General features: G+C 72.5%; 10 protein-coding genes. 7 read left to right on the top strand and 3 right to left on the bottom strand.

The window, feature by feature from the left end; genetic code table 11:
* Positions 1-49 precede the first annotated feature (49 nt).
* Complete coding sequence (locus ACFXI4_RS36175) at positions 50-838, bottom strand: glucose 1-dehydrogenase (protein ID WP_362729243.1); 789 nt, start codon at positions 836-838, stop codon at positions 50-52.
* Between the two features lie 159 nt (positions 839-997).
* Positions 998-2,014, bottom strand: a complete 1,017-nt coding sequence (locus tag ACFXI4_RS36170; protein WP_384999304.1) for an aspartate-semialdehyde dehydrogenase — start codon at positions 2,012-2,014, stop codon at positions 998-1,000.
* 298 nt (positions 2,015-2,312) lie between these two features.
* Between ACFXI4_RS36170 and ACFXI4_RS36165 the strand changes: the two genes are divergently transcribed.
* Both ACFXI4_RS36165 and ACFXI4_RS36160 read left to right on the top strand, forming a co-directional pair.
* Entirely contained in the window at positions 2,313-2,840 is a 528-nt protein-coding gene (locus ACFXI4_RS36165; RefSeq protein ID WP_362731267.1) for a sigma-70 family RNA polymerase sigma factor, read from the top strand.
* A 2-nt stretch (positions 2,841-2,842) separates the two neighbouring features.
* Positions 2,843-3,652, top strand: a complete 810-nt coding sequence (locus tag ACFXI4_RS36160) for a hypothetical protein (protein ID WP_384999301.1) — start codon at positions 2,843-2,845, stop codon at positions 3,650-3,652.
* Positions 3,653-3,701: 49 nt separating this feature from the next.
* Here ACFXI4_RS36160 and ACFXI4_RS36155 read toward each other — a convergent pair whose 3' ends face one another.
* Positions 3,702-7,007 (bottom strand): S8 family serine peptidase, encoded by a 3,306-nt coding sequence (locus tag ACFXI4_RS36155; RefSeq protein ID WP_384999298.1) that lies wholly within the window; start codon positions 7,005-7,007, stop codon positions 3,702-3,704.
* Positions 7,008-7,217: 210 nt separating this feature from the next.
* Here ACFXI4_RS36155 and ACFXI4_RS36150 point away from each other — a divergent pair, with 210 nt between their 5' ends.
* From ACFXI4_RS36150 to ACFXI4_RS36130, 5 genes are all read left to right on the top strand, one after another.
* On the top strand, positions 7,218-7,682 hold the full coding sequence (locus ACFXI4_RS36150; RefSeq protein ID WP_384999295.1) for an NUDIX hydrolase: 465 nt from the start codon (positions 7,218-7,220) through the stop codon (positions 7,680-7,682).
* A gap of 265 nt (positions 7,683-7,947) precedes the next feature.
* Complete coding sequence (locus tag ACFXI4_RS36145; protein WP_384999293.1) at positions 7,948-9,726, top strand: TIGR03767 family metallophosphoesterase; 1,779 nt, start codon at positions 7,948-7,950, stop codon at positions 9,724-9,726.
* 126 nt (positions 9,727-9,852) lie between these two features.
* Positions 9,853-10,986: a serine hydrolase domain-containing protein gene (locus tag ACFXI4_RS36140; protein WP_384999290.1), complete on the top strand. Its 1,134-nt coding sequence runs from the start codon at positions 9,853-9,855 to the stop codon at positions 10,984-10,986.
* 145 nt (positions 10,987-11,131) lie between these two features.
* Positions 11,132-11,539 carry a YciI family protein gene (locus tag ACFXI4_RS36135; RefSeq protein WP_362731936.1) on the top strand — a complete coding sequence of 136 codons (408 nt, stop codon included), beginning with the start codon at positions 11,132-11,134 and terminating at the stop codon, positions 11,537-11,539.
* Positions 11,540-11,547: 8 nt separating this feature from the next.
* Positions 11,548-12,696, top strand: coding sequence for an RNA polymerase sigma factor (locus ACFXI4_RS36130; protein WP_384999382.1), 1,149 nt, complete (start codon positions 11,548-11,550; stop codon positions 12,694-12,696).
* Positions 12,697-12,727: the final 31 nt, after the last annotated feature.

The raw sequence follows: 12,727 nt of genomic DNA, 5'->3' as shown, positions 1-12,727 counted from the left end.
CGGCCCCGGGCGACGAGGAAAATCCCAGAGATCTCCCGGACACGGGATGTCAGGCGGCCGTCGTACCGCCGTCGACCGGCATCGCCGCGCCGGTCACGAAGGAGGAGCGGTCGCTGCACAGCCACAGCGCGGCCTCCGCGACCTCGGCGGGGCCGGCCATCCGCTTCTGGAGGGTCTCGCCCTCGAACCGCTCCCGCAGCTCCGGCAGCGTGCGCACCGCCCGGTCCATCATCTCGGTGCGGGTACTGCCCACGACCAGCGCGTTGACCCGGATGCCGCGCTGCGCGTACTCGGCCGCGGCGGCCCTGGTGAGCCCGAGGACGGCGTGCTTGGCGGCCACGTACGCGGCCGACGCCCCCGTCGCCCGCTGTCCCGCGACACTCGACGTGTTGACGATCGTGCCGCCGCCGGACCCGAGCATCTCGGGGATCTGGGAGCGCAGACAGTTCCAGACCCCGCGCACGTTGACGTCCATGGTCTGCTCGTAGACGTCCTGGCCGGTCTCGTGCAGCTCGGTCCCGGCGGTGCCGAACCCGGCGTTGTTGAAGGCGCAGTCCAGGCGGCCGAAGGCGGCGACCGCCGTACGGACGACCTCCTCCACCTCCGCGGCCGAGGCCACGTCCGCCGGTACGGCCAGCGCCCGGCCCCCGTCGGCGGTGATCTCCTCGGCCAGCGCGCGCAGCCGCTCCTCCCGCCGCGCCGTCAGCACGACGGCCGCACCCTCCCGTGCGAACAGCCGCGCGGCGGCCGCCCCGATCCCGCTGGAAGCACCGGTGATCATGACGACCTTGCCGTCGAGAACACGCGATGCGGCACAGGACGGCTGGGTGTTGCTCATGTGTGGTGTCCCTCCCCTGGACGAGGTGCGTGAGCGACAGCGCCCCGTCCAGGGGCGCGGGACCGTGCCGATATGCGGCTCCGCCGCGGGCGCGGCCGGCCGGGACGGCGCCGCACCCGCCCCGCGGCAGAAGGCGGCACCCCCTGAGGCGGACGGCGCCTAGGCCGACAGCTCCGCCGCCACCAGCTCGGCGATCTGCACCGCGTTCAGCGCGGCCCCCTTGCGGAGGTTGTCGTTGGAGATGAACAGCGCGATCCCGTTGTCGACCGTCTCGTCGCGACGGATCCGGCCGACGTACGACGCGTCCTGGCCGGCCGCCTGCAGCGGGGTCGGGATGTCGGAGAGCTCGACGCCCGGGGCGTCCGCGAGCAGCTCGGTGGCGCGCTGCGGGCTGATCGGGCGGGCGAACCGGGCGTTGACCTGGAGGGAGTGGCCGGAGAACACCGGGACGCGCACGCAGGTGCCGGAGACCTTGAGCGCCGGGAGTTCGAGGATCTTGCGGGACTCGTGGCGCAGCTTCTGCTCCTCGTCGGTCTCGTTGAGACCGTCGTCGACGAGGTTGCCGGCGAAGGGGAGCACGTTGAAGGCGATGGGCCGCTTGTAGACCTGCGGCTCGGGGAAGTCGACGGCCGCGCCGTCGTGGGTGAGCTTGTCGGCGTCGGCGGCGACCTTCTGCACCTGCCCGTGCAGCTCGGCGACGCCCGCCAGACCGGAGCCGGAGACCGCCTGGTAGGTGGTGGCGACGACCGCTTCGAGGCCCGCCTCCGCGTCCAGCACCTTCAGGACCGGCATCGCGGCCATCGTGGTGCAGTTCGGGTTGGCGATGATGCCCTTGGGGCGGTCGGCGATCGCGTGCGGGTTGACCTCGGAGACGACCAGCGGGACCGCGGGGTCCTTGCGCCAGGCGGAGGAGTTGTCGATGACGACGGCACCCTGCGCCGCGACCTTCCCGGCGAGCGCCCGGGAGGTGGATCCGCCCGCCGAGAACAGCACGATGTCCAGGCCCGTGTAGTCGGCGGTCGCCGCGTTCTCCACGGTCACGCCGTCCAGCACCGTCCCGGCAGAACGGGCCGAGGCGAACAGGCGCAGCCCGGTGACGGGGAAGTCGCGTTCCGTGAGGATCCTGCGCATGACCGTGCCGACCTGACCGGTGGCTCCGACGATTCCGACCCTCACGGTGACTCCCTCTGCCTGTGGTGACGTGTGTCTACGGCCTTTCCATCATGCGGCCGACCCGGGTCAGCCTGTCCAATTCTTTGCCCGCCATGCCCGAGGAGTGGACCGCACGGTCGGCGGAACTCTCGTCGGCACCGGCACTGAGCTGCATAAATTGCCTCCGTGCCGCGCCCGCGCCGCAAGCTGTGCTGCCTGGCGCGCCGGTGTGACATACGCCTCGGGAAAGATTTCCCGGAGCCGTCCGAACGTTTCGGGGAGCTGCGGCGTCGTAGGGGAAACGCGGTGAGGGGGGTGGGTTGTGCTGCGCAGAAAGGCCCGCCGGGCCCAGGGGGACCAGCATGGTGATCCCCTGGACGCGGACCAGGAGCGCCGGGTCCGGGCGGTGCTCGCGCTGGGCGGCGTACCGCAGGTCGACCTGCTGGACGGGGTGCAGCAGGTCCGCCTGCGGCTGCTGGAGCGGGCCGCGAGCGGGCGGGAGGCACCGCGGGACGTCTCGGCGTGGGCGGCGGTGGTCGCCTCCAACCTCGCCATGGACTGGCACCGCGCCAAGCGCCGCCAGGAACGCCTCGGCGAACGCCTGGCCGCCCTGCGCGTCCCCGACCACACCTCGGGCGAGGACAGCAGCGTGCTCTCCGTCGCCGTCGCCCGCGGCCTGGACGAGCTGCCGGACGCCCAGCGCCAGGTCGTCGTCCTGCGCTTCTACGCCGACCTGCCGGTGCGCGGCATAGCCGAGGAACTCGGCATCCCCGAGGGCACGGTCAAGAGCCGGCTGCACACGGCGGTACGTGCCCTGCGCGCCCGCCTGCACGAGGACGAGGTGGTGTGACCATGCCCGCCGAACACGACGGCCACGACGCCGAGGGCGAGGTGCGGGACGGGTTCCTCGGTGGTGCCGACGGTGGTGCCGCCCACGGCGCCGACGCGCTGCTCGCCGTTCTGCTGGACGAGCCGCTCTCCGACCGGCAGCGTGCCGACCCGGGCTTCATGACCGAGCACCGGGCCGCCGCCGCCGACGTCGCGGTCCTGCGGGAGCGGCTGGGCGTCATCGGTGACGCGCTCGCCGGATCCCGGCCGGAGCGGGAGCCGGCGCCCGGCCCCGCTCCCCGGCCGGAGCGGGAGCCGGCGCCCCGGCCCGCTCCCCGGCGGCGTCCCAGGGTCCGGGCCCTCGCGCTCGCCGGCGCCTTCGCCGCCGCGTTCGCCTCGGTCGTGCTCGGTTTCGGCTGGCTGGCGGCGCACGGTCCGAGCGGGTCGGAGTCCGACAACCGCAGCAGCTCCGACAAGGCGGCCGGGAGCGTCCCGGCCCAGGAGTCCGCCGCCGGCCCCGGCTACCTGGCCTGCGCCCGGCTCGTGGCCGAGGGCACCGTCACCGGGGTCCGACAGCTCCCGGACGCCGGCAGGGAACGCGTCACCCTGCGCGTGACCCACGCCTACAAACCGGCGAGGACGGCCGCGGAGGTCGACGTCCTCGTCGAGTCCGATGCCCGGATCCGCGCCGGGGTCCGGCTGCTGGTCGGCGTCACCCGCGGCCGGTCCGTGGCCGACCTGTACGCCGTCGGCGAGGCCGCGATCGCGCCGGAGCGCGCCTGGATCGTCCGTGACCTGCCCGAGTCCCGGACGGCGACCTGCCCGGGCGCGTGAAGAAAGAGGCGGGCGCCCCTCGGGACGCCCGCCTCCGTTCCGGTGTCCCTTACGGAACGACCTTCTCGATCTTCACGCTGCCGATGCCCGCGACCGTGCCACGTGCGTTGACCAGCTGGACCCGGCCGAAGAACTCACGTCCCTCGGGGGCCGCCGTGGCCGCCGTGACCTGGCCGGTCACCGTGGCCGATCCGCCCGTGCCGAGCTTGACCGGCGCCGACCCGTCGACCGTGACCGCGCCGAGCGCGGCGGAGAAGAACACGTCCCGGTAGTCGTAGTCGGTGGCACCCGAGGGGACCGAGTAGCCGGCGACCTGGACGGTGTACGTGCCGGCGGCCGGCGAGGCGATGGAGACCGCCTCCTCCGAGTCGCCGTCGGCGGACTGGGCGACCTGCTTGCCGGACGCGTCGTACACGGTCAGGTCCAGGTCGGCGGCCGCGTCGGAGACGCCGCCGATGGCCACGTCCAGCGACTGCGCGCCCGCCGGCACGGTCACCGTGGTGGACTGGACCTCGCCCTCCTTGATCGAGGAACGGGCCGTCTTCGAGGAGCCGAGCGGACCGCCGACCAGCTTGCCGTCGAGCGCGGCGAACTCGTTGGTCACCTTCCAGGAGGCGCTGACCGGGACGCCGGCCTTCGCCTCGGGCAGGGTCACGGTCTCCGGGTCGAAGGCCGCGCCGAGCACGGTGACGCCCAGCTTGTACGGGTTGTCGAGCAGCGGCGAGGTACGGCGCGCCTCCACCTCGATCTCCCAGACCCCCGCCTGCGGGTCGGGGTACGAACGGACGTCGGGCTTGCAGCCGTTGCCGTCGAGGTAGTTGTTGTAGCAGTACGGGGTGCCGGTGTCCTCGACCGGGACGCCGTAGGGGTGGATGGAGATGAACCGCGTCTGGCTCTTGGCGGCCAGCCCGCTCATCGCGACCTCAAGCGACCTGGCGCCCTCGGGCACGGTCACGAAGTACGACGTGGAGCTGTTGCGCTGCACCGAACCGGACGCGGCCCAGGTGTAGTGGACGGGGGCCGACACCACGACCGTCGTCAGGATCTGCTTGTCCACGCCCTCGGTCCTCGGGTCGTCGACCTCCAGGATCGCCGACCTGATGCCCGAACTCTTCGCCCGCGCCTGCACCTTGACCGTCACCGGCTGGTTCAGCGGCAGCCTCACCTCGTCGTCGCCGAGGACCTTGAAGGTGTGCCCGGCGTTGTTCTCCAAGCGCAGCTCGTGCCGGACCGCCTTGTCCGGGCCCGAGGTCCGGGTGATCGTGACGTCGTAGGTCTTCTTCTGCCCGGCCTTCAGGCCGCCCTCGCGGTCGTACAGGCCGGTGCCGAAGCCCGGGGTCTTCAGCGCGTAGTCGATCGCGGTGTCGACGGGCGCCTTGACGGTGTAGTCGTGCGCGGTGGCGTGGTCGCGGATGGCGTCCCACGCGTCGACGATGTCGATGCGGCCCGCGCCCTCCTCGTAGGCCTGCACGTCCTTGATGTGGTGGGCGGTCGAGGTCAGCGCCGTGCGCAGGTCGGCGGGGGAGAGGCTGATGTGCTTCTCCTTCGCCGCCGACAGCAGCAGGGCGGAGGCTCCCGCGGCCTGCGGGGAGGCCATCGAGGTGCCCTGGAGCATGGAGTAGCCGGCCGGCAGCGAGTAGCCCGCCTCGGCGACCGGGGAGCCCGGCAGCCAGGTCTGGGTGGTGTTGATCGCGGCACCGGGGGCGACCAGCGTCGGCGCGAAGCCGCCGTCCTCCCGCGGACCGCGCGAGGAGAAGGGCAGCAGCTGGTACTTCGTCGTCACCTGGGAGCCGTAGTTGGCGGCCCAGGTGTCCCTGGAGATGCCCGCGCCGACCGAGATGACCTTGTCGGCGAGTCCCGGGTCACCGATGGTGTTCGTGCCCGGGCCGGAGTTGCCCGCGGAGATCACCAGCTGCACGCCGTAGGTGTCGATGAGCCGGGTGTACAGCTCGGCGCGCGCGTTGTTGCCGTCGTTCAGCGCCGGCAGACCGCCGATCGACATGTTGACGATGTCGACGCCCCGGTTGGCGACCAGGTCGATCATGCCCTCGGTGAGCGCGACGTTGGTGCAGCCGCCGGTCCAGGTGCAGGCCCGGGAGGAGACGATCTTCGCGCCCGGAGCCGCGCCGGTCATCCTGCCGCCGAACAGCCCGTTGGCGGCGGTGATGCCGGCGACGTGGGTGCCGTGCTCGGACTCGATGACCCCGATGTTGACGAAGTCGGCCGTCTTGCCGACCCAGTCCCCGCCGTACGGGTCCATCGGGACGTCCTTGCGGATCTGTACGACGAACGGCTGCCGCTCGACGACGTCGGTCGCCGGGTTGTCGGTGCCGAAGTAGCCGACCTGGTAGCCGTCCTTGTACGGCTTCATCGGCGTGTCGTCGGAGAAGTCGTGGTTGTTGTTCAGGTCGACGGTGACCTTGCCGGCCGCCGGGTCGTAGAGCACGCCCCAGCTGTCGGTGGTGTCCCCGTCCCGGTTGGCGTCACCGGCCGCGTCGCCACCCGTGGTGTACGACTCCTTGAACGTGCTGATCCCGTACGACCCGGCCGGCGCCGCCCAGGTCTGGCCGCCGTAGCTGAAACTCGGCCCGGACACGGCCGTGACCATGGGCCGCCAGGTCTGGTCGCTGTCGACGATCGGGTCGGTCGAGGTCACCCAGTCGACGATCTTCCGCTCGCCCGTGGTGGTCTTCTGCAGCGCCGGGTGGCCGAGGTCCACGCCGGAGTCCAGGATGCCGATCGTGACGCCCCGGCCGTCCGCCTTCGGGTGGGCCTCGACGAAGTCGACGGCGCCGGTCTCGAAGGAGGGGTTGTACGGGTTCGCGGCGGGGGTGTTCCTCCCCGGCGCCGGGTAGGTCTTCGCGGCCCTGGCGGACTCGGCCGGCTTGGCGGTGTCCGACACCGCCGGGTCGTCGAGCCGGATCTCCTGGCGCAGATCGATCGCGTGCACCGAGGACAGCTTCGCGGCGGCGTCGATCGCCGAGTCCGCCCGGCCGGTGGGGACGGTGGCCCGCACATAGCCGAGCTCGTCGTACGTACGGCCCACCGAGCCGCCCTTGACGCCGTCCAGCTCCCGGGCGACCTGCTCGGTCTGCCCCGGGGCGGTCGCGATCATCATCGTGACGTTCTTGGTGCCGTCGGCCTTGGCCTCGGCGAGCAGTTCGGCGTCGTCCGAACCGAGCTTGTCGTGGGCCGGCTTGGCGTCCGCGGTGGCGGCGGCCGGGGCCTGGGCCGCGGCGGCCGCCAGGGGTATCGGCCCGGCGGCGGAGAGCGCGGCCACGACACCGACGGCGACGGCCATCCGGCCCAGGCGTCTGTGGCCCGGTATCGGGTCGTGCTGGGGGCTGAGGGTCATCTGCATCCCTTGAGGTAAAGGAACGAGCATGGAACGGCCGGAACCTGGTCAAGAACCAGCACGCAGGCGCACAGCTTTCCCCAAGGGAATGGTCTTTTGGGATCGTTGACCGAATCGATATGAACGTATGGGGAAAACCCCCTATCTGCGTCCTTGCTGTGAAAGGAAATCCCGTTGGCCGCGGACTCCCGCGGGGCCTACCGTGCGGATGTGCGCGAGAAGCTGAGGGTGGCGGCCTACGCCGTGTGCGTCCGTGACGGACAGGTCCTGCTCGCCCGGTCGCCCGCCGACGACGGCACGCCCGAGTGGGTCCTGCCCGGCGGCGGCATGGAACACGGCGAGGACCCCTACGACACGGTCCGCCGCGAGCTGTTGGAGGAGACCGGCTACCGCATCGAGGTGACCGGGCTGCTGGGCATCGACTCCCGCCACCACCGCTTCGTCCGGGAGAGTCTGCTGGCCCGCGTCACCGACCACCACCACGTGCGGATCGTCTACAGCGGCGAGATCGCCGGCGGCGAACTGCGCAACGAGGTGAACGGCTCCACCGACATGGCCGCCTGGCACGACCTGGACGCCGTACCGGACCTGAGGCACATCCGGCTGGTCGACGTCGCCCTGCGGCTGTGGCGGGAGCGGCCGGCGGCGGGGCGGTTCGCACAGGAGCAGTCGTAAGCACCGCAGGCCGGTCGTGAGGGCCGGAGACCCTCCCCTTCCCCGGCAGATGAACGCGGAGTGACCGGACCCCGGACGCCCGCGATCCGCTCCATGACCGGCCCCCACCTCACCTGATCCACGTACGGTGATCGGCGCTGCACGTTGCCGCCACGTTCACGCGCAGGCCATCCCCGGTGCCAACGATCCAGAGTGAGCGGGAAGTTCGCGGAAGCGATCGCCCGCGACCACTGCCGGACGCGTTCGCACTCGGGGAGACCGCGCCATGTCGCGCATACGCTCAGTCGCCACCTCCGCGGCCCACAAGGGCCGCGAGGCACTGGAGATCAACCGTCGTACCGTGCTCGCCACCGCCGGAGCCCTCTCGCTCTCCGCCGGCGTCGGCCTCGCCCTGCGTCCCACCGCCGGCCAGGCCGCGCCCGCCGTCACCGAGGAGCAGCAGCCGGTCGCCGAGGGCCGCCGGGCCGCCGCGGCGCCCCTCGCGCCCTACACCAAGGGCACCACCCTCGCCTCCGTTGCGGCCCCCCGCACCGGTTCCGGCTACCGCCGGCTCGGTGACGGCACCGGCTGGTCGCGCGTGCTCCGCTCCGACCTGGCCGCGGCCAAGTCGGGCCGGGCCGACCGCCGTACCGCACTGGCCGCGTTCGTGCAGTTCACCGACCTGCACCTGATGGACGTCCAGCACCCGCTGCGGCTGGAGTACCTGCGCGCCCACGACCCGCACGCCTGGCGCCCCCACGAGGCGCTGACCGTGCCCGGGGCGGTCTCCCTCGTCGAGCGCGTGAACGCGCTGCGCGGCGCCCCGGTCACCGGCTCCCCGCTGCACTTCGTGATGACGACCGGCGACAACACCGACAACAACGCCCACTCCGAGCTGGAGTGGTTCATGAAGGTGATGAGCGGCGGCCGGATCACCCCCAACAGCGGCGACCCCGCGCACTACGAGGGCGTGCAGAACAGCGGCCTGAAGATGTACTGGCAGGCGGGCTCCACCGTCCGCGACGGCGACAAGGCGCTCGGCTTCCCGCACCTGGCCGGCTTCCTCGCCGCCGCGATCCGCGAGGTGAACAGCCCCGGCCTCAACCTCCCCTGGTACTCGACCGTCGGCAACCACGACGCGCTGCCGCTCGGCTGCTTCGGCTCCCACGCCGATCCCTACCTGGCCGCGGCCGCGGTGGCCGGCAAGAAGCTGATGACGGTGACCGACGCCGAGGCCAGGAAGCTCCAGGACTCCATCCGCAACGCCCAGGACCCCAAGGGCAGCGGCTACCGCGACTTCCTCAAGGCCCACGCCCGCTCGATGCGCTCGGTGACACCGGACGACAAGCGCGCCCCCTACACGGCGTCGGACTACCTCAAGGCCCACCTGGACCCGGCCCACCAGGGCCTCGGGCCGGTCGGGCACGGCTACTCCTCCGCGAACCTGGCCGCGGGCACCCAGTACTACGTCTTCCGTATCTCCGACGACGTCATCGGCATCAGCCTCGACACGACGGACGCCGGCGGCCACTACGACGGATCGATCGGAGGGGCCCAGCTGGCCTGGCTGGAGAAGACCCTGCGGGAGAACAAGGACTCCTACGCGGTCGTCTTCAGCCACCACACCAGCCGGACGATGACCAACACCCGCCCCGACCCGGCCCGCCCGGGCGACCGCCGCCACTCGGGCGCCGAGCTGGTCAGCCTCCTCAACCGGCACGCGGGCGTGCTCGCCTGGGTGAACGGCCACATCCACCGCAACCTCATCACCCCGCACAAGGCCTCGAACGGCAACTCCTTCTGGGAGATCACCACCGCCTCGCACGTGGACCACCCGCAGCTGGCCCGGGTCGTCGAGCTGGTGGACAACAAGGACGGCACGGTCTCCCTCTTCACCACCCTGATCGAGTCGGCGGCCCCGCACCGCACGGACTTCTCCGACCTCTCCCAGACCGGCCTCGCCGCCCTGTACCGCGAACTGGCCTTCAACGCGCCCGGTTCCAGCAAGGTCCTGGGCGGCGACGCCGTGGACCGGAACACGGAGCTGGTCCTGAAGAAGGGCTGAAACTCACCCAACCGGCCCACAGCCGGGCAACCTCGCCGATCACGGCGGTGTCCCTTCCCCCGACCGGGTCCGACGACCGCGTGGACCCGACCGGTGACCGACCGGTGATCCGACTGGGGGAGAGACATGTTCGTACGTACGACACTGGTGGCGGCCACGGCGGTGGCCCTGTCCGCGGCGCTCCTGGCACCGGCGGTGGCGGCACCCGCCGCCGGGCACAGCGCCACCCGCGAGGCGGTCCGGGCCGCGGTCGCGGCGGGCGTGCCCGGGGTGACGGCCACGGTCCGCGGCCCGGGCGGCACCTGGTCCACGACGGCCGGGGTGGGCGACACCCGCACCGGGGCCCCGCGCGCCGCGTCCGACCGCTACCGGGTCGGCAGCATCACGAAGACCTTCGTCTCCACGGTCCTGCTCCAACTGGAGGCGGAGGGCCGCCTGTCCCTGGACGACACGGTGGACAAGTGGCTGCCCGGCGTGGTCCGCGGCCACGGCAACGACGGCCGCCGCGTCACCGTCCGCCAGCTCCTCCGCCACACCAGCGGCATCTTCAACTACACGGCGGACGACGACTTCGGGCGTACGTACTTCCTCAAGGACGGCTTCTTCCGGCACCGCTACGACACCCTGACGCCCGCCGGGCTGGTGGACATCGCGATGCGCCACGAGCCGGCCTTCGCACCGGGCACGAGCTGGTCCTACTCCAACACGAACTACGTCCTGGCCGGCCTGGTGATCAAGGCGGTGACGGGCCACTCGTACGCCTGGGAGATCACGCACCGGGTGATCGGGCCGCTCCACCTGACCGGCACGTCCGTCCCCGGCACCCGCACCACCCTCCCGCGCCCGAGCAGCCGCGCCTACTCGAAACTGGCGGAGACCGCCACCGGCCCCACCTACGACGTCACCGCCCTCAACCCCTCCATGGCCTCCTCGGCCGGCGAGATCATCTCCACCTCCGCCGACCTGACCCGCTTCTACCAGGCCCTGCTGCGCGGCCGGCTGCTCCCCGCGCACCAGCTGAAGGAGATGAAGACCACGGTCCCCGTCCCCGGCGACCCCAACAGCGCCTACGGCCTCGGCCTGATCGACCACACCCTCTCCTGCGGGGTGCACGTCTGGGGCCACGACGGCGGCATCCACGGCTCCTCCTCCACGGCGGCCACCACCCCCGACGGCCGCCACGCCCTGGCCGTGAACTTCAACGGCGACTGGACGGGCGACCCGGCCAGGGTCCTGGACGCGGAGTTCTGCGGGAGCTGAGCGCCTCCCACGGGCGCCCGCCGCGAGCGCCCTGTGCGGGAAGCCGGAAAAAAGATCCGGCGGTGATGTAGAGAACGCGCGGTCGGCTCCGTCCCAGGGGCGAGCGCGGCCACAATGGGCCGCACGAGCACCGAGGAGAACCACCATGGCCAAGTACCTGCTGCTCAAGCACTACCGGGGCGCCCCGGCCGCGGTCAACGACGTCCCCATGGACCAGTGGACGCCCGAGGAGATCTCGGCCCACCTGCAGTACATGAACGACTTCGCGGCGCGGCTGGAGAAGAGCGGCGAGTTCGTCGACAGCCAGGCGCTGGCTCCGGAGGGGACGTTCGTCCAGTACGGCGGTGAGGGGCGCCCGCCGGTCACCGACGGACCGTTCGCGGAGACCAAGGACCTCATCGCCGGCTGGATGATCATCGACGTCGACAGCTACGAGCGCGCCGTCGAGCTGGCGGGGGAGCTGTCGGCCGCCCCCGGGGCCGGCGGCAGGCCGATCCACGAGTGGCTGGAGCTGCGGCCGTTCTACGGCGTGCGGCCCACGGTCACCGAATGACCTCGGAGATGAACGAGGCTCTGATCCGGAGCCTCACCCCGGGCGTGCTCGGGATGCTCGTCCGCCGCGGAGCCGACTTCGCGGCGGCCGAGGACGCCGTGCAGGACGCGCTCGTCGAGGCGGTCCGGAGCTGGCCGGCAGACCCGCCGCGGGACGCCACGGGCTGGCTGGTCACCGTGGCCTGGCGCAGGTTCCTCGACGCGACCCGGGCGGACACCGCCCGCCGCCGGCGCGAGCAACGCGCCGACGAGGAACCCGCGCCCGGGCCGGCGTCCGCGGCCGACGACACGCTCCGGCTCTACTTCCTGTGCGCCCACCCGTCCCTGACCCCGTCGTCCGCGGTCGCGCTCACCCTGCGCGCCGTCGGCGGGCTCACCACCCGGCAGATCGCCCAGGCCTACCTGGTGCCGGAGGCGACCATGGCACAGCGCATCAGCCGGGCCAAGCGCACCGTCTCCGGCGTGCGGTTCGACCAGCCCGGCGACGTCGCCACCGTGTTGCGCGTGCTCTACCTCGTGTTCAACGAGGGCTACTCCGGTGACGTCGACCTCGCCGCCGAGGCAATCCGGCTCACCCGGCTTCTCGCCGCCCGGGTCGACCACCCCGAGGCGGCCGGACTGCTCGCCCTCATGCTGCTCCACCATGCCCGGCGCGCCGCCCGCACCGCGCCCGACGGCAGTCTGGTGCCGCTCGCCGAGCAGGACCGCAGCCGCTGGGACACCCGCCTGATCGCCGAGGGCGTCGGGATCCTCCAGGCGGCCCTCGCCCGCGACCGCCTCGGCGAGTTCCAGGCCCAGGCCGCCGTCGCCGCCCTGCACGCGGACGCGCTCACCGCCGAGGAGACCGACTGGGTGCAGATCGTCGAGTGGTACGACGAACTCGCGCGCCTGACCGACAGCCCGGTGGTCCGGCTCAACCGCGCGGTCGCCGTGGGTGAGGCCGACGGACCGCGCGCCGGTCTGGCCGCGCTCGCGGCGCTCGACCCCGCGCTGCCCCGGTACACCGCGGTATCCGCCTACCTCCACGAGCGCGACGGCGACCTGCCGACCGCGGCACGGCTGTACGCCGAGGCGGCCGGGAAGGCGGCCGACCTCGCCGAGCGGGACCATCTGACCCGCCAGGCCGCCCGGCTCAACGCCCGCCGCGGCCGCCGCTGACACCGTCGTACGTTCCAAGGGCGCGATTGCC

It is taken from the genome of Streptomyces sp. NPDC059224 (assembly GCF_042754285.1).
Lineage (GTDB): Bacteria > Actinomycetota > Actinomycetes > Streptomycetales > Streptomycetaceae > Streptomyces.
This window is presented reverse-complemented; position numbering and strand designations above follow the sequence as displayed.